This window comes from Luteimonas saliphila (genome assembly GCF_016774335.1).
Lineage (GTDB): Bacteria > Pseudomonadota > Gammaproteobacteria > Xanthomonadales > Xanthomonadaceae > Luteimonas > Luteimonas saliphila.
Genome location: NZ_JAETWA010000013.1, coordinates 1 through 24,049, shown reverse-complemented (window position 1 = coordinate 24,049; position 24,049 = coordinate 1). Strand labels below are relative to the sequence as shown.

At 72.3% G+C, this 24,049-nt stretch carries 20 protein-coding genes; 12 read left to right on the top strand and 8 right to left on the bottom strand.

Annotation, left to right across the window (positions count from 1 at the left end; translation table 11 throughout):
• Positions 1 to 37: 37 nt before the first annotated feature.
• Positions 38 to 1,294, top strand: a complete 1,257-nt coding sequence (locus tag JMO03_RS02510; protein ID WP_202839898.1) for an FAD-dependent monooxygenase — start codon at positions 38 to 40, stop codon at positions 1,292 to 1,294.
• Positions 1,291 to 2,916: an acyl-CoA dehydrogenase family protein gene (locus tag JMO03_RS02505; RefSeq protein WP_202839896.1), complete on the top strand. Its 1,626-nt coding sequence runs from the start codon at positions 1,291 to 1,293 to the stop codon at positions 2,914 to 2,916. Before JMO03_RS02510 ends, JMO03_RS02505 begins: the two co-directional genes overlap by 4 nt.
• 19 nt (positions 2,917 to 2,935) lie before the next feature.
• On the opposite strand, the gene JMO03_RS02500 is transcribed toward JMO03_RS02505, so the two are convergent.
• Positions 2,936 to 3,640, bottom strand: coding sequence for a glutathione S-transferase family protein (locus JMO03_RS02500; RefSeq protein ID WP_202839894.1), 705 nt, complete (start codon positions 3,638 to 3,640; stop codon positions 2,936 to 2,938).
• 104 nt (positions 3,641 to 3,744) lie between these two features.
• Between JMO03_RS02500 and JMO03_RS02495 the strand changes: the two genes are divergently transcribed.
• Positions 3,745 to 4,632, top strand: a complete 888-nt coding sequence (locus JMO03_RS02495; protein ID WP_202839891.1) for a LysR substrate-binding domain-containing protein — start codon at positions 3,745 to 3,747, stop codon at positions 4,630 to 4,632.
• 3 nt (positions 4,633 to 4,635) lie between these two features.
• Here the strand turns inward: JMO03_RS02495 and JMO03_RS02490 are convergent, their stop codons facing one another.
• Positions 4,636 to 5,412, bottom strand: a complete 777-nt coding sequence (locus JMO03_RS02490) for an isocitrate lyase/PEP mutase family protein (RefSeq protein WP_202839889.1) — start codon at positions 5,410 to 5,412, stop codon at positions 4,636 to 4,638.
• A 152-nt stretch (positions 5,413 to 5,564) separates the two neighbouring features.
• Here JMO03_RS02490 and JMO03_RS02485 point away from each other — a divergent pair, with 152 nt between their 5' ends.
• A complete protein-coding gene (locus JMO03_RS02485) occupies positions 5,565 to 6,392 on the top strand; it encodes a helix-turn-helix domain-containing protein (protein ID WP_202839887.1) in 828 nt (275 codons plus the stop codon).
• A 290-nt stretch (positions 6,393 to 6,682) separates the two neighbouring features.
• Positions 6,683 to 7,516 carry an AraC family transcriptional regulator gene (locus JMO03_RS02480; RefSeq protein WP_202839885.1) on the top strand — a complete coding sequence of 278 codons (834 nt, stop codon included), beginning with the start codon at positions 6,683 to 6,685 and terminating at the stop codon, positions 7,514 to 7,516.
• A 15-nt stretch (positions 7,517 to 7,531) separates the two neighbouring features.
• Here the strand turns inward: JMO03_RS02480 and JMO03_RS02475 are convergent, their stop codons facing one another.
• The 4 genes from JMO03_RS02475 to JMO03_RS02460 are packed head-to-tail and all read right to left on the bottom strand — an operon-like array spanning position 7,532 to position 11,717.
• Complete coding sequence (locus tag JMO03_RS02475) at positions 7,532 to 9,337, bottom strand: ABC transporter transmembrane domain-containing protein (protein WP_202839883.1); 1,806 nt, start codon at positions 9,335 to 9,337, stop codon at positions 7,532 to 7,534.
• A gap of 6 nt (positions 9,338 to 9,343) precedes the next feature.
• Positions 9,344 to 9,928, bottom strand: coding sequence for an IMPACT family protein (locus tag JMO03_RS02470; protein ID WP_202839877.1), 585 nt, complete (start codon positions 9,926 to 9,928; stop codon positions 9,344 to 9,346).
• Positions 9,925 to 11,043, bottom strand: a complete 1,119-nt coding sequence (locus JMO03_RS02465) for a hypothetical protein (RefSeq protein ID WP_202839875.1) — start codon at positions 11,041 to 11,043, stop codon at positions 9,925 to 9,927. Before JMO03_RS02465 ends, JMO03_RS02470 begins: the two co-directional genes overlap by 4 nt.
• Positions 11,040 to 11,717: an RNA polymerase sigma factor gene (locus tag JMO03_RS02460; protein ID WP_202839873.1), complete on the bottom strand. Its 678-nt coding sequence runs from the start codon at positions 11,715 to 11,717 to the stop codon at positions 11,040 to 11,042. The genes JMO03_RS02465 and JMO03_RS02460 overlap by 4 nt, the downstream gene beginning before the upstream one ends.
• Positions 11,718 to 11,805: 88 nt before the next feature.
• Between JMO03_RS02460 and JMO03_RS02455 the strand changes: the two genes are divergently transcribed.
• Positions 11,806 to 14,730, top strand: coding sequence for an EAL domain-containing protein (locus JMO03_RS02455; protein ID WP_337926345.1), 2,925 nt, complete (start codon positions 11,806 to 11,808; stop codon positions 14,728 to 14,730).
• Here JMO03_RS02455 and JMO03_RS02450 read toward each other — a convergent pair.
• Positions 14,711 to 16,510, bottom strand: a complete 1,800-nt coding sequence (locus JMO03_RS02450) for a vWA domain-containing protein (RefSeq protein ID WP_202839870.1) — start codon at positions 16,508 to 16,510, stop codon at positions 14,711 to 14,713. The two genes, JMO03_RS02455 and JMO03_RS02450, sit on opposite strands and share 20 nt — an antisense overlap.
• A 422-nt stretch (positions 16,511 to 16,932) precedes the next feature.
• On the opposite strand from JMO03_RS02450, the gene miaA reads away from it, so the two are divergent.
• From miaA to JMO03_RS02420, 6 genes are all read left to right on the top strand, one after another.
• Positions 16,933 to 17,964: a tRNA (adenosine(37)-N6)-dimethylallyltransferase MiaA gene (miaA, locus tag JMO03_RS02445; RefSeq protein WP_202839868.1), complete on the top strand. Its 1,032-nt coding sequence runs from the start codon at positions 16,933 to 16,935 to the stop codon at positions 17,962 to 17,964.
• A 630-nt stretch (positions 17,965 to 18,594) separates the two neighbouring features.
• On the top strand, positions 18,595 to 18,870 hold the full coding sequence (gene hfq, locus JMO03_RS02440) for an RNA chaperone Hfq (RefSeq protein ID WP_202839866.1): 276 nt from the start codon (positions 18,595 to 18,597) through the stop codon (positions 18,868 to 18,870).
• 103 nt (positions 18,871 to 18,973) lie between these two features.
• The gene (gene hflX, locus JMO03_RS02435) at positions 18,974 to 20,311 is read left to right on the top strand and encodes a ribosome rescue GTPase HflX (RefSeq protein ID WP_202840083.1); all 1,338 of its coding nucleotides are present in this window, start codon (positions 18,974 to 18,976) and stop codon (positions 20,309 to 20,311) included.
• A gap of 144 nt (positions 20,312 to 20,455) precedes the next feature.
• Positions 20,456 to 21,592, top strand: a complete 1,137-nt coding sequence (gene hflK / locus JMO03_RS02430) for an FtsH protease activity modulator HflK (protein ID WP_202839859.1) — start codon at positions 20,456 to 20,458, stop codon at positions 21,590 to 21,592.
• The gene (gene hflC / locus JMO03_RS02425; RefSeq protein WP_202839857.1) at positions 21,589 to 22,452 is read left to right on the top strand and encodes a protease modulator HflC; all 864 of its coding nucleotides are present in this window, start codon (positions 21,589 to 21,591) and stop codon (positions 22,450 to 22,452) included. The genes hflK and hflC overlap by 4 nt, the downstream gene beginning before the upstream one ends.
• A 246-nt stretch (positions 22,453 to 22,698) precedes the next feature.
• The gene (locus tag JMO03_RS02420; RefSeq protein WP_202839855.1) at positions 22,699 to 22,884 is read left to right on the top strand and encodes a DUF2065 domain-containing protein; all 186 of its coding nucleotides are present in this window, start codon (positions 22,699 to 22,701) and stop codon (positions 22,882 to 22,884) included.
• A gap of 448 nt (positions 22,885 to 23,332) precedes the next feature.
• On the opposite strand, the gene JMO03_RS21450 is transcribed toward JMO03_RS02420, so the two are convergent.
• Positions 23,333 to 23,653, bottom strand: a complete 321-nt coding sequence (locus JMO03_RS21450) for a glycoside hydrolase domain-containing protein (RefSeq protein ID WP_202839853.1) — start codon at positions 23,651 to 23,653, stop codon at positions 23,333 to 23,335.
• Between the last annotated feature and the right edge of the window lie 396 nt (positions 23,654 to 24,049).

Below are 24,049 nucleotides of genomic sequence, written 5' to 3'. Positions count from 1 at the left end.
CCCTGGCGGGGCTTTTTTCTGCGCGCGGGCCGGTCGGGTGAAGCGACTGCGCATCGCGATCGTCGGCTACGGCAGCGCCGGCCAGTGCGCGGCGGTGCTGCTGTCGCGCGACGGGCACGCGGTGGAGGTGTTCGAGCGGGTGCCGGTGCCCGGGCCGATCGGCGCCGGATTCCTGCTGCAGCCGAGCGGCCTGCAGGTGCTGTGGCGGATGGGGTTGTTGCCGCAGGTCCTGCGGCATGGTGCGGTGGTCGAACGCCTGTTCGGCCAGACGCCCTGCGGGCGCGCGGTGATGGACATGCGCTACGCGGCGCTCGATCCGCGGCTGGCGGGGATCGGGCTGCAGCGCGGTGCGCTGTTCTCGATCCTGGCGCAGGCGTTCGAGGGCCATCGGGACGTGCGCGCGGGCGTGCGCATCGTCGCGCTCGACGACGACGGGCGCACGCTCCACGACGAGGCCGGCGCGCGCCACGGGCCGTACGACCTCGTCGTGGTGGCAGATGGCGCGGGTTCGCTGCTGCGCGCGCGGCTCGGGCGCGTCCGGCTCGACCAGCCGTATCCCTGGGGGGCGTTGTGGTGCCTGCTGCCGGCATCCGGCTGGCCGCACCTGCGCGAACTGCGGCAGCGCTATGTCGCCGCGCGCAGGATGATCGGGCTGCTGCCGGTGGGCACGCGCCCCGGAGACGACGCACCGAAGCTGGGATTCTTCTGGAGCCTGCCGACAGGCACGTTCGACACCTGGCGCGAAGCCGGCCTCGATGCCTGGAAGGCCGAGGTGCGGGCGATGTGGCCGGAGGTCGCGCCGCTGCTCGATGCGATCGCCGCGCCCGCGCACCTGGCGCGCGCCAGCTACCGCGACGCGGTGCTGACGCAGTGGCATCGCGGCCATGCGGTGCTCATCGGCGATGCCGCACACGCGATGAGCCCGCAACTGGGGCAGGGCGTGAACATGGCGCTGATGGATGCGATGGCGCTGGCCGATGCGTTGCGCAGCGGCGATCCGCTGCCGGAGGCGCTGGCCGCGTTCCAGCGCGAGCGCGTCCGTCACGTGGCCATCTACCAGCAGTGGAGCCGCTGGCTGACGCCGATGTTCCAGTCCGACCACGACACGGTGGCGAAGCTGCGCGATCTCGCGCTGCTGCCCGCGGGCAGGCTCCCGTTCGGCAGAACGCATATGCTGCGGGTGCTGAGCGGCACCCAGCAGGGCCTGTTCGGCCGGATCGCGCTCGACGAAGGCTTCGTCGACGCGCTGGCCGATGGCGTGCGTGGCCGCGGCGAAGGGAGGATCGCGTCATGACCGGATCTGCCACCCACGAGGTGTCCAACCAGCCGCCGGAATTCGGCCCGCGCGACCTGTGGCGCGACGATGTCCTGCTGCGCGAGGCGCTCGCGCGCGAAGGCGGCGCGGCGTTCGCCGACCGGATCGCGGCCTACGGCGCGCTCGCCGGTGGCGACGTGCTCGCGTGGTCGTACGAGGCGCACCGCGACCGTCCGCGCCTGCACACCCACGACCGCGGCGGCCACCGCATCGACACGGTCGAGTTCCATCCGCATTACCACCGCGTGATGGAGGCTGCGATCGGACACGGCGTCGCCGGCCTGTCGTGGGCCGAGCCGGTGCCGGGCGCGCATGTCGCCCGCGCGGCGCTGAGCTACCTGCACTACCAGGCCGAACCGGGCAGCAGTTGTCCGTTGACCATGACCCATGCGGCGGTCCCGGTGCTCGCGCGCGCGCCGGCGCTGTACGGCTGGGTGCAGAAGGTGGTTGCCTGCCGCTACGACGCGCGCGACTTGCCGATGGCCGACAAGGCCGGCCTCACCCTCGGCATGGGCATGACCGAGAAGCAGGGCGGCAGCGACGTGCGGGCCAACACCACGAACGCGACACCGCTGCCGGGCGGCGACGACTACCTGCTGCGCGGCCACAAGTGGTTCTTCTCCGCGCCGATGAGCGACGGCTTCCTGGTCCTGGCACAGGCCCCGGGTGGGTTGACCTGCTTCCTGCTGCCGCGGCGCCTGCCAGGCGGCGAGCTCAACGGCTTCCGCCTGATGCGGCTGAAGGACAAGCTCGGCGACTGGAGCAACGCCTCGTCCGAGATCGAGTTCGATGCCGCGCGCGCGCACCGCGTCGGCGACGAGGGGCGCGGCGTGGCCACCATCATCGGCATGGTGATGCTGACCCGGCTCGACTGCATGCTCGGCTCGGCCGGGTTGATGCGGATGGCGCTGGCGCAGGCGCTGCACCACTGCCGGCACCGGCATGCCTTCGGCAGGGCGCTGGCCGACCAGCCGCTGATGCGCAACGTGCTGGCCGACCTCGCGGTCGAATCGGAGGCCGCGACCGCGCTGGCGATGCACGTGGCGAACGCGGTGGACGCCGCGCCGCGCGACCCGGCGCAGGCCGCGTTCGCCCGCATCGCCACCGCGATCGGCAAGTTCTGGATCTGCAAGCGCGCGCCGGCCTTCGTCAACGAGGCGCAGGAATGCCTGGGCGGCGCCGGCTATGTCGAGGAATCGCTGCTGCCGCGCCTGTACCGGCAAGCGCCGCTGAACTCGATCTGGGAAGGCAGCGGCAACATCCAGTGCCTGGACGTGCTGCGCGCGCTTGCGCGGGAGCCCGCGACCGGCGAGGCGCTGCTGGCGCGCCTGGACCTGGCGGCGGGCATCGACGCCGGCTTCGATGCCGCGCTCGCGGCGTTGCGCGCGGACCTGGCGAAGCCGGCCGCCGAGGCCGATGCGCGCCGGCGTGTGGCGGACATGGCGCTGCTGCTGCAGGCGGCGGTGCTGCTGCGCGCCCGATCCCCGGCCGCGGCGACGTTCTGCCGCAGCCGGCTCGGCGGCGCGCGCGGGCTGGTCTTCGGCCTGCTGCCCGACGACGCACCGGCCGGCGACCTGCTCGCCCGGGCCTGCCCGGGCTGAGCGGCGAACCCGCCGGCGCTCACCCCTCGACGCGCAGCTCGTCCAGGGCCTGTTCCAGCGTCACGTGGCCCAGGAAGCCGCCGCCGCCGGCCGGGGACTCCCCGCGCTCGATGGCGTGGGCGAAGACCACGGCCGGATCGGCCTGCAGCCTGTCGAACAGACGCTGCACGTGGGGATAGTCCTGGCGGTCGACCACGTCGTGATACTTGGTCCAGCGCGCGATGCCGACGAAGTAGGCGTCGGCCAGCGAGCGCCGGTCGCCCAGCAGCCATTCGCGCTCGCCGAGCATGGCTTCGAGCTGCGCATGCGCGAGCGCGACCTGGTCGCGGCCGTACCCGCGCAGCGCGGCCTTGTCCGCTTCGGGCAACGCGTGATCGACCAGGTGCCACAACGGCGCGAACGCGTTGAAGAAGGTGGTGTTGAGCCAGGCCAGCATGCGGTTGAGGCGGTCGAAATCGCGCGTGCCCTGGGCGAAGCCGAGGCCGCGGTCGATCCCGGACGCGGCGATGTGGTTGAGGATGGCCACGCTCTCGCTCAGTGCGGCGCCGTCCGCAGTCAGCAGCGCGGGCGTTTCCCGCACGGGGTTGATGCGACGGTAGGCGGCGGTGAGGCCCTCGGGCAGGGCGATGCGGCACAGCCGGTAGGGCCGGCCCAGCCACTCCAGGGCGACGATGGCGCCGAACGAGCAGCCGGAGGGAACACCGTAGAACAGGATCGGGGACATGGCTCGGGGATCGAAAGTGGAGGAGCGGCCACGGTACCGGCGTGGACTTTGGCGGGGTAGTCGGCGATAAATGGACTTATCGTCCATGAATGCAGACATTTCACATGAATCCCAACGACCTGCTGTTGTTCGCCGCCGCAGTCGAGCACGGCGGTTTCGCGGCGGCCTCGCGCCAGCTCGGCATCCCGAAGTCGACGATCAGCAAGCGCGTGGCGCAGCTTGAGGCCGCGCTCGGCGTGCGCCTCATCCAGCGCACCTCGCGCAGCTTCCAGCTGACCGAGGTCGGGCGCGATTTCCACGAGCATGCGCGGGCGGCCCGGATCGAGATGGACGCCGCGGAAGAGGTGGTGCGCCGGCGCGTCGCCGAGCCCAGCGGAACGGTCCGCCTCACCGCGTCGATGCCGGTGGCGCAGGGGCTGCTGGCCGGCCTGCTGCCGCAGATCGCGTCCAGGTATCCAGCGCTGCGGCTGGACCTCGACGTCACCGACCGCTTCGTCGACCTGGTCCAGGAGGGCTACGACCTCGCGGTGCGCAGCCATTTCGCGCCCTTGCCCGATTCCGGCCTCGTGCAGAGGCTGCTCCATGTGGAGCCGGTGGTGCTGGTCGCCGCGCCGGCCTACCTGTCCGCACGCGGCGAACCGCAGGCGCCGGAGGACCTGCAGTCGCACGACGGCGTCCTGGTCGGCACCCATGCGCGGGAATGGATCCTCGCCGACGGCAGCGGCCGCCGCGTGCGGGTCGCGCCGCGTCCGCGGATGACGGCGAACGAATCGGTGGTGCTGCTGTCCGCGGCTGCGCACGGCCTGGGCATCGCGCCCTTGCCGGCGCCCATGTGCCGCGACGCGATCGCGTCCGGCGCGTTGCGGCGCGTGCTGCCCGACTGGCAGGCGGGCGAGGTGACCACCACCGTGGTGATGCCGCACCGGCGGGGGATGCTGCCGGCGGTACGCGCGGTACTCGATCACCTGGTGGCGCACGCGACGCCGGAGTGAGCCTCAGGCGTCGATTGCTGCCGCCTGCCTGGCCGCCTGCGTGAGCGCGCCCATCGCTGCGAGATAAGGGCCGGGACCATGGCTGACGCGCGCCACGCCCAGCGCGGCGAGCCGCGACAGCGACGGTGTGTCCGGACCCGCCATGACGTTGACCGGCAACGGCGAGTCCCGCACCAGCCTCGCGATCAGGGCCTCGTCGGCCAGTCCCGGGGCGAACAGGCCATCCGCGCCCGCCGCTGCATACGCGCGTGCGCGCTCGAGCGCGCGTTCGACCATCGCCGCGTCGTGCGCCTCGGGTGGCGACTGCAGGAACACGTCGGTGCGCGCATTGAGGAACAGCGGCACGCCTGCCGCATCGGCGGACGCGCGCGCCTGCGCCAGGCGCAGGGCCTGGTCCGAGACCGCGCGCAGGCCACCGCCTGCGGGATGGCCGTCTTCCAGGTTGCAGCCCACCGCGCCGGCCCCGATCGCCCGGGCGACGGTGGCGCCCACCTCCGCGGCCGTTTCGCCGTAGCCGCCCTCCAGGTCGACCGTGACCGGGAGCGTGGTCGTCGCCACGATCCGCGCGAGGTTGTCCATCGCCAGCGCCAGCGGCATGCGCTCGCCATCGGCATAGCCGTGGGCCGCGGCCACCGACCAGCTGCCGGTGGCGATCGCGTGCGCACCCGACTCGGCCACCGCGCACGCGCTGCCCGGGTCCCAGGCGTTGTACAGCACCAGCGGCTGCAAGCCTGCGTGCAGCGAACGGAATACAACGGCCTTGTCGGCTTGCGTGCCCATGCATCGCTCCCGGGAAGTGGATGGTGTGTGGTGGCTGTGGTGCGGCGGAAGACTGCTCGATCGGGGGCATGGCGCCAATGACGCGCACGGTCATGCCGGCATGACCTCGCAGGTCATGGCGCGGCTGAACACGTGCGGCTTATGCTCGGCGCATGGAGAGCAGTCGCGTCCGCCAGACCGATCCCGCGGCCCTCGCACCGGTGGGCACGCTGCTGCGCGAGTGGCGCGCCGCGCGACGCGCCAGCCAGCTCGACCTCGCCCTGTCGGCAGGCATTTCCACCCGCCACCTGAGCTGCATCGAGACCGGCAAGGCGCAGCCGGGCCGCGAGCTGCTGGCGCGCCTCGCGGATGCACTGGACATGCCGCTGCGCGAACGCAACGCGCTGCTGCTCGCCGCGGGCTACGCCCCGGCCTATCCGGAGAGCGCGTTGCATGCGGTGTCGCTGGCGCGGATCGACCAGGCGATCGACGCGATCCTCGCGCAGCAGGAACCGTACCCCGCGTTCCTGATCAACCGGCAATGGGACGTGCTGCGCGAGAACGCCGCCGCCGTCCGGGTGAACCGCGCCGTGCTCGGACGCGACAGCGCCCACCGCAACATCATGCGCCAGTTCTTCGACCCGGCCGACCTGCGCTCGGCGATCGCCAACTGGGAGGAGGTGGCCGGCGAACTGGTCCACCACCTGCACGACCGCGTTGCGGCCGCGCCCACCGACGCAAGCGCGCGTGCGCTGCTCGACGAGGTCCTCGCCTATCCCGGCGTGCCCGCGCATTGGCGCCTGCGCGACCTGTCGCGCGCGCCGTCGCCGCTGCTGACCACGCAGCTGCGCAGCGGCGAGGTGGTGTTGCGCTTTTTCTCCACCATCACCACCTTCGCGATGCCGCGCGACGTCACCCTCGACGAGTTGCACATCGAGTGCTGTTTCCCGGTGGACGAGGACACCGCCGCGCATTGCCGGGCGCTGGCACGCGCGGATTGAAGTCGCGCTGCACGGCGCCGTGAAGCGGACACGAAAGAGGACGCATGCCGGGGCATGCGTCCTCCGGGCGGATTGGCGATGCGTGACGACGCCACACTCGCGCAGGAAATCCGGCAGGTCCTGGGGAGCCGGTGCTTGCGGGTGTCGGTGAGGCCGTGCGGCGCGCCGGAGCAGAGGGGGCCAGCCTCGGCATGCCCGACGCCGGGCGTCGGACCGGGAAGGCGTATTGCGCGACACCTGCCGGGATCATGGGTGAGGTAAAGTCGCGAAAAATTGACCAGGAGTCCCGCATGGCCGACAGGCTCGCCGCCCTTATGATCCACTTCCCGGTGAGCGCCCAGGTGTTCAACACCGGCCCGCTGTGCGGCATCAACACCGTCGAAAGCGATGGCGAACACGGCCAGCTGCACCTGGTGCGCGAAGGCGCGGTCGAGGTCGTCCACGGCCGCGAATCGCTGCGCGTGGAGCGGCCCAGCCTGCTGCTGTATCCGCGGCCGCTGACCCACCGCTTCGTCACCGATCCCGAGCGCGGCGCGGACATGGTCTGCGCGCACCTGGCCTTCGAGGGCGGCTCGGCCAATCCCATCGCCGCGGCGTTGCCGCCGGTGGTGTGTCTGCCGCTGGACGAGGTCGGCGGCGCGGCGCCGGTGCTGGCGCTGCTGTTCGAGGAAGCGTTCGAGCATCGCTGCGGACGCGTCGCGCTGGTCGAGCGCCTGTTCGAGGTGGTGATGATCCAGATCCTGCGCCAGCTGATGGAAAGCGGCGAGGTGCAGGGCGGGCTGCTGTCGGGGCTGTCGCATCCGCGCCTGCGCAACGCGCTGGTGGCGATGCACGAGGCGCCGGCGAAGGACTGGTCGCTGGACGAACTGGCGCAGGTTGCCGGCATGTCGCGCAGCGTGTTCGCCGCCAGCTTCCGCGAGTCGGTGGGCACCACGCCGGGGCAGTACCTGCAGGGCTGGCGCATCGGCCTGGCGCAGCAGGCACTGCGGCGCGGGCGGCCGCTGAAGATCGTGGCGCCGCAGATCGGCTACGGCAGCGAGGCGGCGCTGTCGCGCGCGTTCAAGGCCCAGACCGGGCGATCGCCGCGCGAGTGGCGCAAGCAGGTCGTCGCCGCGGCCGGCTGAGCGGCCGGGCCAGCGTCAATCGATGAACTGCAGCCGCGCGAGATTCGCGTAGAGCCCGTCCTGCGCCAGCAGCTCGGCGTGCGTGCCCTGGGCGACGATCCGGCCCTGGTCCATCACCACGATGCGGTCGGCCTTGAGGATGGTGGCCAGCCGGTGCGCGATCACCAGCGTGGTCCGGCCTTCCATCAGGTGCTCGAGCGCGGTCTGCACGGCGCGTTCGCTCTGCGCGTCGAGCGCGGAGGTGGCCTCGTCGAGCAGCAGGATCGGCGCGTCCTTGAGCAGGGCGCGGGCGATGGCGATGCGTTGCTGCTGCCCGCCCGACAGGCGCGCGCCGCGCTCGCCGAGCTGTTCGTCGTAGCCGGCCGGGAGCGCGGACAGGAACTCGTGCGCCTCGGCCGAGCGTGCGGCGGCCTCGATTTCGGCGTCGTCCGCTTCCAGCCGGCCGTAGCGGATGTTCTCGCGCGCGCTGGCGGCGAAGATCGCCGGTTGCTGCGGCACCAGCGCGATCGCTTCGCGCAGTTCCACCGGATCGAGCTGGCGTACGTCGACGCCGTCGACCGACACCTGGCCCGCCTGCGGATCGTGGAAGCGCAGCAGCACCGAGAACACCGTGCTCTTGCCGGCCCCGGAGGGACCGACCAGGGCCACGGTTTCGCCGGGCGCGACGCGCAGGGAGAATTCCTGCAACGCCGGCGCCTCGGGGCGCGTCGGGTAGTGGAACGAGACCGCGTCGAAGCGCAGTTCGCCGCGCAACGGGCGCGGCAGCGCGGCTGGATGCTCGGGCGCCGCGATGTCGCCGCGTTCGTCGAGCAGTTCGCCGATCCGGCCCATGCCGCCGGCCGCGCGCTGCAGTTCGTTCCAGACTTCCGCCAGCGCGCCGACCGAGCCGGCGCCGAGCAGCGCATAGAGCACGAACTGGCCGAGCGTGCCGGCGGTCATGTCGCCGCGGATCACGTCGTGCGCGCCCGACCACAGCACCAGGATGATCGCGCCGAAGATCAGCGAAATGGCCACCGCGGTGACCAGCGACTGCACGCCGATGCGCTTGCGCGCGGTGGCCACCGACAGCGCCACGGCGTCGGTGAACCGTCCGCGCTCGTAATCCTCGCGCGCGTGCGCCTGCACCGTGCGGATCGCGCCGAGCGACTCGGCGGCCAGCGCGTTGGCCTCTGCGACGCGGTCCTGGCTCTGCCGCGAGATCTTCTGCAGCCGTCGCCCGCCCAGCACCAGCGGCAGCACCAGCAGCGGGATGCCCACCAGCGCCCACACCGCCAGCCGCGGGCTGGTCACCAGCAGCATGACCACGCTGCCGAGCACGGTCACCGTGCTGCGCAGCGCCACCGACATGGTGGTGCCGATCACGCTGCGCAGCAGTTCGGTGTCGGCGCTGAGCCGCGACACCAGCTCGCCGCTGCGGTTGCGTTCGAAGAAGGCCTGGTCGAGCCCGACCAGGTGCCCGTACAGCCGGTTGCGCAGGTCGGCGACCACGCGCTCGCCCAGCAGGGAGACGAAGAAGAAGCGCGCGGCGGTGGCCAGCGCCAGCGCCAGCGCGACCAGCAGGACCATGGCGAAGGTCGCATCGATGTTGCTGCCGCTGCTGAAGCCCCGGTCGATGATGTGGCGCACCGCGACCGGCAGCGCCAGGGTCGCGCTGGACGAGGCCACCAGCGCCAGCAGCCAGGCGAAGAACAGGCCCTTCTGGCGCATGACGAACGGCCACAGCGTGCGCAGCGAACCGAGCGGCACCCTCGAGGCGGGCGCATCCTGCGCGATGGGCGGGGTGCCGGGCGCGCCGCCGCGCCGGTCGTGGGAAAACGCCATCAGCCTTCAGTCTTCGAAACGTGCCCGGTCACGCGTGGCGTCGCGCAGCCGGGTTTTCAAGTCCGCGAGCGCGCTTGCGGGCAGCTCCAGCGCGAGGCAGGCGCCCGTGGCGTCGAAGTCCTCGTCCAGTTTGGTCGCCGCGAACACGGGCAGCAGCTGGTGCAGGGTCGAGACGTCCTCGAACCCCACGTGCACGCGCACCCGGGCGGTTTCGACCAGTGCCAGGCGTGGCGCCAGGCGCAGGCATTCGGCCGCCGCACCGCCATAGGCACGCACCAGCCCGCCGGCCCCGAGCTTGATGCCGCCGAACCAGCGGCTGACCACCACCACCACCCGGTCGAGGCCCTGGCCGTCGATCGCGGCCAGGATCGGGCGTCCCGCGGTTCCGGCCGGTTCGCGGTCATCGCTGCTGCGGTATTCGCTGCCCAGTCGCCAGGCCCAGCAGTTGTGGTTGGCGTCGGCGACCGAAGCCTGGCGGATGACCTCGACAACGTCTTCCAGCGAAGCGACCGGCGCCGCATTCGCCACGAACCGACTGTGTTTGACCTCGATGGCGTATTGCGCCGGCGCGGCCAGCGTGTCCGGGCTCATTCGCGCAGCAGCGGACGCAGGTCGGCGGGGACTTCGGCCTGGGGGTGGCGGCGCACGAATTCGCGCAGGCTGGCGCTGGCCTCCTCGGCTTGCCCGGCGTCGCGCAGCTCGCGGATGCGCTGCAGCCACGTGGCGCGCACTTCGGGCGAATCGACCGAGGCCGGGGGCTGGTCGTCGAGCGGCTGGTCGGCGTGCGCGTCGACCGTCGCGGGCGCCGGTTCGATCCGCGAGCCGGTCACGATGATCTCGTCGAGGGCCGCGCCCTCTGCCTCGGTGCGTGCAGCCGGCGGCACGGCGGCCGGAGCGGCGGAGGGCCTGCGCTCGAACGCGGCGTCCCCGCCTTCGGCGTCGGGGCGCGGAGAGTCCGTTGCCGCGGCGGGCGGCGACGGCACGAACCTCAGCTCCCCGGAGGCCGGTGCCGGCGGGGCCGGGGGCGTAGGGGGCGGCGGCGGGGGGGCGACCTGGTCGAAGACGATCTCGATCGAATCGCTGTGCCGCGCCCGCGCCTCGGCCGGCGGCGCGGCCGCGCGCTGAGCCGACGCCTGCTCCCGCGGATGCTCTGCCTTGCGCGTGGCGGCCTGCCGGGCGGCGGCGTCCGTCGCGGTGCGGTCGTCCGCCGCCGCGGCCTCGCGCCGATCGCGTGCGGCGGATGCCGTGGGTGCGGGGCGGGGTCCGGACATCGCCCTGGCCTCGTCCGCCGCGACCGTGGCGGCACCGGCTTCGGCGGCAGGCGCCTCTTCGGCGTCGCCGGTCGCGATCGGTGGCGCGGCGGTCGCGCGTGCCGGCACGGGCTCGGCGACCACGGCCCGCGGCAGTTCGAGCTCGGACGGCGCCGACAGGGCCCGGGTTTCCGGCAGCGGACGCAGTTGCCAGGCGATGCCCACCGCCACCGCCAGCGACGCCGCGATCCCCAGCCCGACCGGCCAGCGGGGGCGCCGGGACCGCCCGCGCACGCCCGGCGAGGTCGAGCCTCCCCCGCTGTGCTGGGCGCGCGCAGCGGCCAGGATCGCCGCGTCGAGCGCCGCGGAGGGCGCCGCCTGCGGATCCAGCCGCGACAGCCGACCGGCGAGGTCGCGCTCTTCCGGCGTCAGCGGTTCGTGGTCGCGGCGGCTCATGCCCCAACCCCCGCGCCGAGCTGCGCGCGCAGCTTGTCCATCGCGTAGCGCAGGCGCGATTTCACCGTTTCCCGGCCGACCCCGGTCACCTCGCCGATCTCCTCCAGGCTCAGTTCCTGCTCCAGCCGCAGCACGATCACCTCGCGCTGCTCCGGCGGCAACGCGTCCAGCGCCAGCTGCAGTTGCCGGCGCTGCTCGAATTGCGACAGCTGCCGCTCCGGCGTGTCCGGGTCGGGCACGCGCGCGGTTCGTTCGTCGGCGTCGACCGGCGCCGGCGGGCGGTGCTGCCGCGCGCGCCAGTGGTCCGCCAGCCGGTTGTGCGCGATCCGGTACAGCCAGGTCGCGAACGCGGCCTCGGGCGTCCAGTTCGCACGCGCGGTGATCACCTTCTGCCAGATGTCCTGGAACAGTTCGTCGGCCAGCGCCCCGTCGCGCAGCTGCCGCAGCAGGTAGCGGTACAGGCGCAGGCGATGCCGCCCGTACAGCGCCTCGAACGCCGCCACGTCGCCGGCCGCATAGGCCAGCATCAGCGTCTCGTCGCTGGGCTCGGGTGGATCGTCGGGGGCGGCCTCGTTCACCCGCAGCAGGGTAAGGCCTGCCCCGGGCGGCGGGAAGCGGGTTCCGTGGCGCCAGGGCCGTTGGGGAAGCGGCAGGTGGGCGATGGCGATCGGCATGTCCAGGCTAACGGATCGGCGAGGGCCAAGGGGTTGCCGGAGCGGGACCCGAATCTCGTTATGCTCCCTGAATGGAGATGCCGACCCCGTGAATGTCCCTGCCACCGAGGCGAACGTGCCCGGCCCCCAGACGCATGCGGGACTGGACGGCATCGCGCCGCTGCTGGCGCGCACGCTGCCCGCGGGCGCGACCGTCGCGGTCGGCTGGAACGATCCGCTGCTCGGCGTCGGCGCCTCGCGCAGCGCGGCCGCCACGCCCGCGCACGCCTCGGCGGTCGACGGCATGCTCGGCGGCGACCCGCCGGGCGCGGACGGCTACGACATCAGCGCCGCCTGGACCCTCGACGCCACCCGGGTCGCCCTGGTCGCGCAGCCCGGCCGGCAACTGCCCAGCGCGCTGCGCGAGGGCTGGCTGGCGCTGGCGCGCAGCACCATCGACGCCACCTTTTCCAGCGCGCGCGCGCAGTCGCGCATCGACGGCCTGCGCAAGTCCGAGCGCCTGCGCCAGGCCCTGTACGAGATCGCGGACCTGTCCGGCGCCAGCCTCGACATGCAGGAAATGCTGGCGCGCATCCACGCCGTCGTCGGCACCCTGATGCCGGCCGACAACTTCTACATCGTGCGCTACGACGAGGTGCGCGAGACCGTGCGCTTCCTCTACTTCGTCGACGAGCGCGATCCGTGGGTGGCCGATCCCGACGAGGAGATCCCGGTCCGGGAGATGCCCAACAGCCTGACCGTGGCGATGCTGCGCCACGGGCAGCCGATGCTCGGCCCGTCGGCGCAGGTCCGCCGCTCGCTCGGCGTCGACAAGGATCCCGCGCACGGCCCGGACAGCGCCGACTGGCTGGGCGTGCCGATGCGCCGCGAAGGCTACGTCAGCGGCGCGATCGTGGTGCAGAGCTACGACCAGCCGCAGCGCTACACCCACGAGGACCGCGCGCTGCTGGAGTTCGTCGCCCAGCACATCCTCACCGCGCTCGACCGCAAGACCGCGCAGGAGCAACTCGAGCGCCGGGTCGACGAGCGCACCCGCGAACTGCAGCACGCCAACTGGGTGCTGGAGGCCGAGATCGTCGAGCGCGAGCGCGCCGAGCGCCTGCAGCGCGCGCTGTTCCGGATCAGCGAACTGTCGATCACCGCCGGCAGCATCGAACGCTTCTACGCCGAGGTGCACGGCGTGATCGACGAACTGCTCGACGCGCGCAATTTCTACATCGCGCTGCTGAGCGACGACGGGGCGCGGCTGGAGTTCCCGTACTCGGTGGACGAGCGCGACCCGGTGCGCCGTCCGCGGCGCCTGGGCCGGGGCCTGACCGAGTACGTGATCCGCCACGGCGAGGCATTGCTGGTCGACCGCTACGGCATGGCCCAGCTCGAGAGCGCCGGGCAGATGCGCGGGCACGGTTCGCTCGCGCACTGCTGGCTGGGGGTGCCGCTGTCGCGCGACGGCGCCACGGTCGGCGTGATCGCGGTGCAGAGCTACAGCGCGGACGTCGGCTTCACCCCCGCCGACCAGGAACTGCTCACCTTCGTCGCCCACCACGTCGACGGCGCGCTCGCGCGCAAGCGCGCGCAGGAATCGCTCAAGGCCACCCACGCCGAACTCGAGTTCCGGGTCGAGGCGCGCACCCGCGAGCTGGAACAGGCCAACCGCGAGCTGCGCGCGCAGATCGGCGAGCGCGTGCGCGCGCAGCAGCGCCTCACCCACCAGGCGCGCCACGACCACCTCACCGGCCTGCCCAACCGCGTGTTCCTGCTCGACCGCCTCGACAGCATGATGCTGCAGATGTACGAGCCGGGGCGGTTGCCGTTCGCGGTGCTGTTCCTGGACCTCGACCGCTTCAAGCTGATCAACGACTCGATGGGGCACGCCGCGGGCGACGCGATGCTGATCGAGGTCGGGCGCCGCATCCGCGGCGCGATCGGGGTGGAGGACGTGGTCGCGCGGCTGGGCGGCGACGAGTTCGCGATCGTGCTCGACGCGGTCGCCGATGGCGACGCCGCCACCGAGACCTCGACCAGGATCCTGAAGAAGCTCGGGCGCTCGATGTGGGTGGCCGGGCGGGAGCTGTTCCCCTCGGCCAGCATCGGCATCGCGCTGTGGCAGCCGCGCTACCGCCACGCCGACGAGCTGCTGCGCGACGCCGACGCGGCGATGTACCGCGCCAAGGCGCGCGGCCGCGACCGCAGCGAGCGCTTCGACGAGGAGATGCGCGCCGAGGCGATGCGCCTGCTCGACCTCGAGGCCGACCTGCGCCGCGCGATCCAGCGCGACGCGTTCGAGCCGCATTTCCAGCCGATCGTGCGCCTGTCCGACGGCGCCGTGGTCGGGCACGAGGCGCTGCTGCGCTGGAAGCACGAGCTGCACGGCGCGCTGCCGCCGTCGGAGTTCCTGCGCGTGTGCGAGGACAGCGGCCTGATCGAACAGGTCGACTGGCTGCTGTACCAGCGCGTGGTGGCTTGGATGGGGCGGCACCCGGACGGCTACGTGTCGATCAACGTGTCGCCGAAGCACTTCCACGCCGACGACTTCGCCGAGCGGCTGCTGCGCATCATCGCCGACGCGCGGGTCGATCCGCACCGGCTGCGGATCGAGATCACCGAGGGCGCGCTGCTCGACGACGCCCCGCGCGCCGCCCGCGTCCTCAACACCCTGCGCGCCGAGGGCGTGCTCGCGCTGCTCGACGATTTCGGCACCGGGTTCTCGGCGCTGTCGTACCTGCACCGGTTCCCGATCCAGGCGCTGAAGATCGACCAGAGCTTCATCGCCGGGCTCTCCGGCGAGACCCATGCCGAGAGCCTGGCGCTGGTACGCGCGATCCTGGCGCTGGCCGGGACGCTCGGCATCGACACCATCGGCGAGGGCGTGGAGACCGAGCACCAGCGCCAGCTGCTGGCCGGCCTGGGCTGCGCCTACGGCCAGGGCTACCTGTTCGGGCGCCCGTCGGCCCAGGTCGAAGGCCGCGCCGCGAAGGCGCGGCCTGCCGCCGTCAGCGTGCGATCGCGCTGACCTGCGGTTCGCCGGCGCCTTCGCCGTCGGCCACCAGCACCCGCGAGGCTTCCACCAGTTCCAGGAATTCCGCGCGCAGGCGCCAGCGGTCCGCGCCCTGCGCGGCGCGAGCGGTGCCGGCGATCGCCTGCCAGTCCCACTGCGCCAGGTTCTCTCCGCCGCGCAGCGCATCCGCCCACGCCGCCACGCTCGCCGCGAAGCGCATCGACTCGCCGGGCTGCGCCCGGATCGCGCTGCGCAGGATCGGCGTCTCGATCAGGCGGCTCGCGGTCTCGCCCGGGCGCTTGTAGCGCAGGCGCAGGTGCGCGAGCTCGCCGGCCTGCGCCGGAGCCGCCGTGGGCTGCCTTGCGCCATAGCGCAGTGGCGGCAGCCGTTCGGCGCCCGAGCCGGCGAGGGTGATCTCGTACAGCGCGGTGACCTCGTGCCCCGCGCCGATGTCGCCGGCGTCGACCTTGTCGTTGGCGAAGTCCTCGCGCGCCAGCATCCGGTTCTCGTAGCCGATCAGGCGGTACTCGGCTACCTGCGCCGGGTTGAACTCGACCTGGATCTTCACGTCCTGAGCGATCGTCAACAGGGTCGAGGACATCTCCTCCACCAGCACCTTGCGCGCCTCCTGCAGGGTGTCGATGTAGGCGTGGTTGCCGTCGCCGGCATCGGCCAGGCGTTCGGCCAGGTGGTCGTTGTAGTTGCCTTGGCCGAAGCCGAGCGTGGTCAGGGCGATGCCCGACTTGCGCTGGTCGGCGACCATCGTCTCCAGCGAGCCGCCATCGACCGTGCCGACGTTGAAGTCGCCGTCGGTGGCCAGGATCACGCGGTTGACGCCACCCTCGACGAACGCGCGCCGCGCCATCGCGTAGGCCAGGCGGATGCCGTCGCCGCCGTTGGTGCTGCCGCCGGCTTCCAGCCGTTCCAGTGCGGCGAGGATCTCATCCTTGCGGTCGCCGGGCGTGGGCGGCAGCACCAGGCCCGCGGAACCGGCGTAGACCACGATCGACACCCGGTCCTGCGCGCGCAGCTGTCCGGTGAGTTCCGCGAACGACTGCTTGAGCAGCGGCAGCTTGTCCGGCGAGTTCATCGAACCCGAGGTGTCGAGCAGGAACACCAGGTTCGCCGGCGGCAGTTCCGCCTTCGGCACGTCGAAGCCCTTGATGCCGATCATCAGCAGGTGCCGGCGTTCGTCCCATGGCGCCGGCGCCACCTCGGTGGTGGCGAGGAACGGCGTGGCCAGCGAATCCGGCCCCGGATGGCCGTAGTCGAAGTAGTTGATGAACTCCTCCGCGCGCACCGCGTCCGCCGGCGGACGCACGCCCTGGCGCACCATGCGCCGCACGTTGCTGTAGCTGCCGGTGTCGACGTCGATCGAGAAGGTCGACACCGGCTGCTCGGCCACGCGCTGCACCGGGTTGTCATCGCGCTCGGCGTAGTTCTCCGTATTCGCCGGCTGCGCATGGGGCGGCGGCGCGACCATGTCGTAGAGCAGCGGTGCGGAAGCCGGCGCGGGCGCGGCGAGCATGCGCACGGCCATCGCCTCTTCCGCGTGCACCCGCGTGCCGGTCACCACGACCTGGTCGCGTCGCGAGCGCTCGGCGTCGACCAGACGCGCTTCGGTCGGCGGCGCGGGTGGCGCGGGCGGGGTTGGTGGCGGCATCGGTGCCTGGTGCGCCGTGCCGTCGCTGGACGCAGTGGCGGGCGACTGTGCGCCGCGCCCCTCCGGCGCGGTGCTGCAGGCGGACAGGGCGATGGCGGCGAACAGGGCGGCGGCGAGGGCGGTGCGTTGCATGGCAGGACTCCCGTGGTGGACGCGGGAATGAACGCGCGAGGCTTCCTGATGGGGTTGCGACGGTGTGCGTGCGCGCTGGCTGCGCCATCCGGGCGTTCGCAGCAGAGGTGGCTCGCCTCCCACCGAGAGGGCCGCGGACGCGGATTGTTCTTCTGCTCATGGATTCGAGGGAGTACCGAAGGCGGCCGCGGCCGCCCTGCGATCCCGTCCCCCGTTCCGCGGGACGGGCGACCGCGATCGCCTTGCACTGCCTTCCCCCGCCTGGCAGGGGAGGCGCCGAAGGCGATCGCCTTGCATTCCCTTCCCCCGCTTGGCGGGGAAGGTGCCGAAGGCGGATGGGGCGCGCCACCGGCGCGCAGGCTTCCCGCATACGATTCCGCAATCCGGACCCCTCCCACCGCCCCGGCATCGATAATCCCCCGATGCCCATCGACACCCGCCCCCCCGCCATCGCCCTCATGGGCCCCACCGCCTCCGGCAAGACCGCACTGGCGCTGGACTGGGCGCAACGCTTCGGCGGCGAGATCGTCAGCGTCGACTCGGCCCTGGTCTACCGCGGCCTCGACATCGGCGCCGCCAAACCCGACGCCGCCGAACGCGCGCGCGCACCGCATCACATGCTCGACCTGCGCGATCCCTGGCAGACCTACTCGGCCGCCGAGTTCGCACGCGACGCGCGCAATGCGATCGCCGCCATCCTCGCCCGCGGCCATCTGCCGATCCTCGCCGGCGGCACCGGGCTGTACTTCCGCGCATTACTGCGCGGGCTGTCGCCGATGCCCGACGCCGATCCGGCCACGCGCGCGGCGATCGCGGCCGAAGCGGGCGATCGCGGCTGGGCGGCGCTGCATGCGGACCTGGCCAGGATCGACCCTGCCGCCGCGACCAGGATCCGTCCCGGCGATCCGCAGCGCATCGCGCGCGCACTGGAAGTGTTCCGCATCAGCGGCCGCCCCATCAGCGAATGGCAGCGCGGACCCTCGGTGTCGCCGCGCCTGCCGGTGAGGGTGCTCAAGCTGGTGGTCGCGCCGCACGAGCGCGCCGTGCTGCATGCGCGCATCGCCGCGCGCCTGGATGCGATGCTCGCCGCCGGGTTCCTGGACGAGGTGCGCGCATTGCGCGCCCTGCCGCAGTTGCGCGCCCATCCGGCGCCGCTCGACCTGCCCGCGATCCGCGCCGTCGGCTACCGCCAGGCCTGGGAATGCCTCGACGGTGGCGGGGACGCCGCGGCGTTCCGCGACCGCGCCATCTTCGCCACCCGCCAGCTCGCCAAGCGCCAGCTCACCTGGCTGCGCGGCGAACTCGACGCCCTGTGGTTCGATCCGGCCGGGCGGGGCGGCGAGCTGGACGACGCGGTGCATCGCTTCCTGGGCTCTGGACGGCCTCGCCAGCGGCCCGTCGCTACGGACAGCCGCCCCCCGATGGCGCACGACGGCATCGACCCCGACGCGTAGGAGCGCCTTCAGGCGCGACCGGATACCGAGGCATTCGAGAACGAGATCGGGGCGCCCGTCGCGGCTGAAGCCGCTCCTACGGACAGCCGACCCCCGATGGCGCACGACGGCATCGACCCCGACGCGTAGGAGCGCCTTCAGGCGCGACCGGGTACCGAGGCATTCGAGAACGAGATCGGGGCGCCCCGTCGCGGCTGAAACCGCTCCTACGGGCAGCCGACCCCCGATGGCGCACGACGGCATCGACCCCGACGCGTAGGAGCGCCTTCAGGCGCGACCGGGTACCCAGGCATTCGAGAACGAGATCGGGGCGCCCCGTCGCGGCTGAAGCCGCTCCTACGGGCAGCCGACCCCCGATGGCGCACGACGGCATCGACCCCGACGCGTAGGAGCGCCTTCAGGCGCGACCGCGATCCAAGCGTTCCAGCGCCACCTCCCGCCCGTCGGATGGACCCCCGCAGGCACCGCATTTGTGACCGCCGACGCCCCGACGCCCCGCGCAGGCCGGCCGGTTGTGTACCATCGGGAGGTCGCCGCCGTCGGGGAAGACGCGGGTCGGGCGATGCGGCCGGGGAGGCCTGTCGAGGGTCCCCCGCCGGACACAACAATAACCAAGCTGGGGAAACAGCAATGTCCAAGGGGCAATCCTTGCAGGATCCTTTCCTGAATGCGCTGCGGCGCGAACGCGTACCGGTGTCGATCTACCTGGTCAACGGCATCAAGCTCCAGGGCGTCATCGAGTCCTTCGACCAGTTCGTCGTGCTGCTGCGCAACACGGTCAGCCAGATGGTCTACAAGCACGCCATCTCCACCGTGGTGCCGGCGCGCAACGTGCGCGTGGGGCCAGGCGGGGGCGTGGTCCAGGCCGCCGAGGGCGCAGAAGACCTGACCGCCGAGACCGCCTGATCGTCCGGATGCGGGCGCCCCTCGGCGCCCGCGGTTGAAGTCCGGGCCGGCGGCCTCTATGTCCAGTGGCTGAGCCACCCGCCGAGTCCCGATGCCGACCCAACTGTTCGAACGCTCCCGCAAGGGCGAGCACGCCCTGCTGATCCAGCCCCATGCCGGAGGCGCGCCCGACGAGGCCGAGCTGGAGGAGTTCGCCGAACTGGCGCGTTCGGCCGGCGCCAGCGTGGCCACCCTGCTCACCGCGCGGATCGACAAGCCCAATCCCGCCACCCTGATCGGCAGCGGCAAGCTCGACGAGGTCAAGGCCGCCTGCGAGGCCTCCGGTGCCGACCTGGTGCTGGTCAACCACCACCTCAGCCCCGGCCAGGAACGCAACCTCGAGAAGCTGCTCGAGCGGCGCGTGGTCGACCGCACCGGCCTGATCCTCGACATCTTCGCCCAGCGCGCCCGCAGCGCCGAGGGCAAGCTGCAAGTCGAACTGGCCCAGCTCAAGCACATGGCCACGCGCCTGGTGCGGGGCTGGACCCACCTGGAGCGCCAGCGCGGCGGTTCGATCGGCCTGCGCGGCCCCGGCGAGACCCAGCTCGAGACCGACCGCCGGCTGCTGCAGAAGCGCGTCGACCAGTTGCAGAAGCGCCTGGACAAGGTGGAAGTGCAGCGCACCCAGATGCGCCGCGCACGGGTGCGCAGCGAGATGCCGCGGGTCGCCCTGGTCGGCTACACCAACGCCGGCAAGTCGACCCTGTTCAACGCCCTGACCGGCGCCGACGCCTACGCCGCCGACAAGCTGTTCGCCACCCTCGATCCCACCGTGCGCCGGATCGGGCTGCCCAGCGGACCGGTGGTGCTGTCCGATACCGTCGGCTTCGTCCGCGACTTGCCGCACGAACTGGTCGCCGCGTTCCGCGCCACCCTCACCGAGGCACGCGAGGCCGACCTGCTGCTGCACGTGATCGACGCCGCAGACCCGCTGCGCGAGGAGCGCATGGGCCAGGTGGAGGCGGTGCTCGCCGAGATCGGCGCCGGCGACATCCCGCAGCTGCTGGTGTTCAACAAGATCGACCGCATCGAAGGCGCGGTCGCGCGCCACGATCGCGCCGAGGGCGAGGCCTCCGCGGCGGTGCCCGACCAGCTCGCCGGCCGCGAGCGGGTGTGGATCTCCGCCCGCGACGGCTTGGGCCTGGACCTGCTGCGCAACGCGCTGTCGGCACGGCTGGCGCAGCGGCGGATCGTCGCCGACATCGACCTGCCGTCCGATGCAGGCCGCCTGCGCGCCCGCCTGCACCAGCTCGACGCGGTCCGCGGCGAGTCGCAGGACGAGACCGGCTGGCGGATCAGCATCGACCTGTCCGAGGCCGACGCCGCGCGCCTGGCCGCGCAGCCCGACGGCGCCGCGCTGCGCCGGCTCTTGCCCGAACTCGCCGCCGACCCCACCCTGTAAACTAATCGACCCGCTGCCGCAGGGCGGGGCATGTCCGCACCCGGATGCCGAGCATCCCCGCGCCATGCACGCCCCGCGGCCGCGAGCCGCAGCAAGCAGCGCCGTCCCTGCCCGGGGCAGCGTGACCACCCGACTGGAGCAGGCATGGCCTGGAACATTCCCGGCAAGAACAACGACGACCGGCCGCCCGAACGCGACCGGTCCGGCGGCAACGGCCGCAACCCATGGCCTCCCAAGCGCCGCCGCGGCGGCAACGGCCTGGGCGACGTCGGCAACCGCCTGCGCGACCTGTTCGGTGGCGGCGGTGGCGGCAATCCGCTGCGCTGGATCGGCATCGCCCTGGTGGTCTGGCTGGTGTTCAACTGCTTCGTGCTGATCGGCGAACAGCAGCGCGGCGTGGTGCTGCGCTTCGGCCAGGTGGCGCGGATCATGCAGCCGGGCCCGAACTTCAAGCTGCCGTGGCCGATCGAGCGCGTCACCAAGGTCGACGCCACCAGCGTGCGCACCTTCAGCAACAGCCTGCCGGTGCTGACCCGCGACGAGAACATCGTCACCGTCTCGTTCAACGTGCAGTACCGCGTCGCCGACCCGGAAATGTTCCTGTTCGGTACCCAGAACGCGGTGCGCGTGCTCGAGCAGATCGCGCAGAGCGCCGTGCGCGAACAGATCGGCCGCGCCGACCTCGACACCGCGCTCAACGCGCGCGGCCCGCTGTCGGTGGCCGCGTCGACCGCGCTGCAGGCCTCGCTCGAGGCCTACCGCACCGGCCTGGTCGTGACCGAGCTCAACCTGCAGGACGCGCGACCGCCGGAAGAGGTCAAGCCCGCGTTCGACGAGGTCAACAGCGCCCAGCAGACCAACGAGCGCCTGGTCAACGAGGCCCGTGCCTACGCCGCGCGCGTGGTGCCCGAGGCCCGCGGCGACGCCCAGCGCCTGCGCACCACCGCCGAGGGCTACAAGACCGCCTCGGTGGCCCGCGCCACCGGTGACGCCGAACGCTTCACCCTGCTGGTCGACGCCTACCGCGGCGCGCCCGAGGTGACCCGCAAGCGCCTGTGGCTGGAGACCGTGGAGCAGGTGCTGGCCGACAACCGCAAGGTGGTCGGCGGCGACGGCCGCCAGCTGATCTACGTGCCGATGAACCAGGCCGCCGGTGGCAGCGACAGCCCGGCGCCACCGGTGCTGCCGGCCGACATCGTGTCGCCGCCGGTCGGCGCCACGCCTGACGCCAGCCTGCCGCGCCCGACCCGTGGCGCGCGCGCCGATGGAGGCAACCGATGAGACTCAACCTGATCGCCCCGATCGTGGTGATCGTGCTGCTGGCCCTGCTCGGCTCGGTCTACGTCGTGCGCGAGGGCCAGACGGCGCTGGTGCTCAACCTCGGCCGCGTCGCCCGCACCGACATCGGCCCCGGCCTGCACTTCAAGATCCCGCTGATCGAATCGGCGCGCGTGTTCGACCGCCGCTTCTACGCCGCCGAGTTCTCGCCCGAGCGCTACCTCACCTCCGAGCGCAAGGACGTGAGCGTGGACTTCGTCGCGATCGGCCTGATCAGCGACGTCGCCGACTTCTACCGCGCCACCGGCGGGCAGATGGACCTGGCCAGCGAGCGCCTGGCGCCGATCATCAAGGACTCGCTGCGCAACGAGATCAACGCGCGCACCCTGCAGCAGCTGGTCTCGGGCGACCGTGCCGAGATCATCGCCAAGCAGCTCGAGGGCATCAACGCCGCCGCCAGCACCCTGGGCATGCGTGTGATCGACATCCGCCTCAAGCAGATCGACCTGCCGACCGACAGCGACGTCATCGCCCAGGTCTACGACCGCATGCGCGCCGAACGCCGCCAGGTGGCCAGCCGCCTGCGCGCCGAGGGCGAAGAGCAGGCGCGCATCATCCGCGCCCAGGCCGACCGCGAGCGCACCGTCCTGGTCGCCGAAGCCGAGCGCGATGCGCAGAAGCTGCGAGGCGAGGGCGATGCCGAGGCCACGCGCCTCTACGGCATCGCGGCCCAGCGCGACCCGGCGTTCTACACCTTCCAGCGCAGCCTCGAGGCCTACCGCGCCTCGTTCGCCGACGGCAACGGCGTGATCGTGCTCGAACGCGACGACCCGTTCCTGCAGTACATGCGCAGCGACCGCTGAGGCCGCGCGGCTTCGCCGCGCTCCCCTCACCACGACTCTTTGCCGCACGCGGGAGAGGGCAGCAGTTGCTTCCCCCGTTGGCGGGGCATTGCGCCCTTCAGGGGTGGAAGGTGCCGAAGGCGGAATGGGGCGCGCCGAAGGCGCGTCCTGTCTCAAGCGAAGCCGCGTCGTGCGTCATGCCCACCCGGCACCAAGGGCGAAAAAGCCCCCATCCCGTCGACACATCCACCCCGAGGATGCCCCACCATGAATGACCTCTGGGCCGCCCTGTGCCTCGTCGCCATCCTCGAAGGCCTGATGCTGTTCGTCGCCCCCGGCGGCTGGAAGCGCGCCGCCCAGCAGCTTCTGGCGATGCCCGACGCCCGGTTGCGGAGGATCGGCGGCATCGTCCTCGCCCTCGGCCTGGTTGCCCTGTACTTCATCCGCAACTGACGCCGCCTCGCCGTAGGAGCGCCTTCAGGCGCGACCGGGCACCTCGCAAACGCGCAGGCTATCCGGGGCAAAACGGTCTGGCCGGCCTCGTGAACGGTCGCGCCTGAAGGCGCTCCTACGCGCCTCGGTCGACCGGAGCGCAATATCGCCATCCCGACCAGCGTGTGAAGTTGTCATCCCGAGCGCAGCGAGGGATCTGGCTCGAGACCCCCCTTCACGCAGATCCCTCGCTGCGCTCGGGATGACAGGGTGGCCCTGAGGCATCCAGCGACCGGCTGACATGGCGGCCGCACCCTGCACCCGTGCCGCCGCCACGCTCCACTGTCAATCCACGTTCGGCGCGGCGCCCCAGTCGCCCGGCGACGCCTGCATCGTGAAGCGCCGCTCGCCACCCGCCATGATCTGCTTCTGGCGCAGTTCCGCCCGCGAAGCGGCGCGCCGTCCAGCGTCACCCCTGCCACGTACCCGTTTTCTGGCGCGAAGTTGTCCGCCACCACCGTGAAGCGCTTGCCCCAGGCAGCGTCAGCGTCGCACGCGGCACGAACCGCCGCCCGATCACACAGGTATTGCTCGCCGGCGCGACCGGATAGAACCCCAGCGCGGTGAACACGTACCACGCCGCCATCTGCCCCAGGTCGTCGCTGCCCGACAGGCCGTCCGGGCGCGCCGCGTGAAGGGCACCGAGGTCGCGTGAAGGGGAGAAGGGCGGAACTGGCCCCGGTCCGGCAAAACCCGGATAATGCACAAAAGCCGGATGGGCCGATTCCACGAGAGACGGTCCACCGGCTTTTTCCGTGCATGACACCCGTAGGAGCGCCTTCAGGCGCGACCCGGTCGTCCGGCGCGGGCGAACATCCGGACGTGGTCGCGGCTGAAGCCGCTCCTACAGGAGCAATGCGGTAATGGGTCGGTCGGTCGTAGTGTCGGGCGCGGAGACGGTCCACCCGCTCGTTCCGAGCGTGACGCCCGTAGGAGCGCCTTCAGGCGCGACCCGGTCGTCCGGCACGGGCGAACATCCGGACGTGGTCGCGGCTGAAGCCGCTCCTACAGGAGCAATGCGGTAATGGGTTGGTCGGTCGTAGTGTCGGGCGCGGAGACGGTCCACCCGCTCGTTCCGAGCGTGACGCCCGTAGGAGCGCCTTCAGGCGCGACCCGGTCGTCCGGC

What these genes read in the sequence shown, in the direction of transcription:
- JMO03_RS02505 (WP_202839896.1), top strand. Translation starts at nt 1,291, where the DNA reads ATGACCGGATCTGCCACCCACGAGGTGTCCAACCAGCCGCCGGAATTC.
- JMO03_RS02500 (WP_202839894.1), bottom strand. Translation starts at nt 3,640, where the DNA reads ATGTCCCCGATCCTGTTCTACGGTGTTCCCTCCGGCTGCTCGTTCGGC.
- JMO03_RS02495 (WP_202839891.1), top strand. Translation starts at nt 3,745, where the DNA reads ATGAATCCCAACGACCTGCTGTTGTTCGCCGCCGCAGTCGAGCACGGC.
- JMO03_RS02490 (WP_202839889.1), bottom strand. Translation starts at nt 5,412, where the DNA reads ATGGGCACGCAAGCCGACAAGGCCGTTGTATTCCGTTCGCTGCACGCA.
- JMO03_RS02485 (WP_202839887.1), top strand. Translation starts at nt 5,565, where the DNA reads ATGGAGAGCAGTCGCGTCCGCCAGACCGATCCCGCGGCCCTCGCACCG.
- JMO03_RS02480 (WP_202839885.1), top strand. Translation starts at nt 6,683, where the DNA reads ATGGCCGACAGGCTCGCCGCCCTTATGATCCACTTCCCGGTGAGCGCC.
- JMO03_RS02475 (WP_202839883.1), bottom strand. Translation starts at nt 9,337, where the DNA reads ATGGCGTTTTCCCACGACCGGCGCGGCGGCGCGCCCGGCACCCCGCCC.
- JMO03_RS02470 (WP_202839877.1), bottom strand. Translation starts at nt 9,928, where the DNA reads ATGAGCCCGGACACGCTGGCCGCGCCGGCGCAATACGCCATCGAGGTC.
- JMO03_RS02465 (WP_202839875.1), bottom strand. Translation starts at nt 11,043, where the DNA reads ATGAGCCGCCGCGACCACGAACCGCTGACGCCGGAAGAGCGCGACCTC.
- JMO03_RS02460 (WP_202839873.1), bottom strand. Translation starts at nt 11,717, where the DNA reads ATGCCGATCGCCATCGCCCACCTGCCGCTTCCCCAACGGCCCTGGCGC.
- JMO03_RS02450 (WP_202839870.1), bottom strand. Translation starts at nt 16,510, where the DNA reads ATGCAACGCACCGCCCTCGCCGCCGCCCTGTTCGCCGCCATCGCCCTG.
- miaA (WP_202839868.1), top strand. Translation starts at nt 16,933, where the DNA reads ATGCCCATCGACACCCGCCCCCCCGCCATCGCCCTCATGGGCCCCACC.
- hfq (WP_202839866.1), top strand. Translation starts at nt 18,595, where the DNA reads ATGTCCAAGGGGCAATCCTTGCAGGATCCTTTCCTGAATGCGCTGCGG.
- hflK (WP_202839859.1), top strand. Translation starts at nt 20,456, where the DNA reads ATGGCCTGGAACATTCCCGGCAAGAACAACGACGACCGGCCGCCCGAA.
- hflC (WP_202839857.1), top strand. Translation starts at nt 21,589, where the DNA reads ATGAGACTCAACCTGATCGCCCCGATCGTGGTGATCGTGCTGCTGGCC.
- JMO03_RS02420 (WP_202839855.1), top strand. Translation starts at nt 22,699, where the DNA reads ATGAATGACCTCTGGGCCGCCCTGTGCCTCGTCGCCATCCTCGAAGGC.